We start from the raw sequence: 1,058 nt of genomic DNA on the forward strand, positions 1-1,058 counted from the left end.
ACTAGAGCGGTTCCCGACCAGATTGAATCGTTTGGGATTCCCAAATCAGACCGATTCTGATTCAAACTGCCTGCTGGTTAGGGAGGCCGGCGGGCATGGCAACATCTCTTTCGGTCGATCTTCGTAGGCGTGTGGTTGCCGCCGTTGAGGGCGGCATGTCGCGTCGAGAGGCTGCGGCGCATTTTCAAGTGGGTATATCGAGCGCGATCCGCTGGGTGGCGCAAGCGCGAGAAACGGGCGCAGTGACGCCGAGGCCGCAGGGCGGCGATCGGCGCTCGCAGGCGATCGAAGCGCAGGCCGAACGCATCCTCGCCCTGATTGTGGCCAAGCCCGACAGCACATTGGAGGAGTTGAAGGTGTCACTCGCGGCTGGTGGACACGTCTTCAGCATCTCGGCGTTGTCGCGTTTCTTCCAGCGCCGGAGGATCACGCTTAAAAAAAGACCACGTACGCCGCCGAGCAGGAACGGCCGGACGTCCTGAAAAGGCGAGAGGAATGGTTCGACGGCCAGATCGACCTTGATCCGGGCAAGCTTGTCTTCATCGACGAGACATGGGCATCGACCAATATGGCGCGGACTCGCGGCCGTGCACCCCGTGGCGAGCGACTGCGTGCCTTCATCCCTCACGGCCACTGGAAAACGACGACCTTCGTCGCCGGCCTGCGCCTGTCAGGCATGGTCGCACCGATGGTTCTCGATGGGCCGATAAACGGCCAAGCGTTCCAGGCTTATGTCGATCAAGTCCTTGTCCCAGATCTTCGGAAAGGCGACATCGTTGTTATGGACAATCTCGGCAGCCATAAGGGCGCCGGCGTGCGCGCGGCGATCGAGGCTGCAGGCGCGAAGCTTCTCTATCTCCCGCCCTACAGCCCCGACTTCAACCCGATCGAAAACGCCTTCTCCAAGCTCAAAGCGCTGCTGCGCACCGCTGCTCAACGCACCGTCGAAGGCTTGTGGAGCGCAATCGGACGCTGTCTCAGCCGCTTCACACCGCGCGAATGTGCCAATTACTTCGAAGCCGCTGGATACGAGCCAGCCTGATCGGGAAACGCTCTAA

The 1,058-nt window shown here is 61.2% G+C and carries 1 protein-coding gene; it reads left to right on the plus strand.

The window, feature by feature from the left end:
* Positions 1-95 precede the first annotated feature (95 nt).
* Positions 96-1,042 (plus strand): IS630 family transposase gene (locus ACEK02_RS20390; protein ID WP_371423387.1). Its coding sequence is split into 2 segments (ribosomal slippage): positions 96-444 and positions 444-1,042, totalling 948 coding nucleotides; the frame shifts between segments, so codons are not numbered across the junction.
* Positions 1,043-1,058 lie beyond the last annotated feature (16 nt).

The sequence above is a fragment of the Tardiphaga sp. genome (assembly GCF_041424195.1).
In the GTDB taxonomy this organism is placed as follows: Bacteria; Pseudomonadota; Alphaproteobacteria; order Rhizobiales; family Xanthobacteraceae; genus Tardiphaga.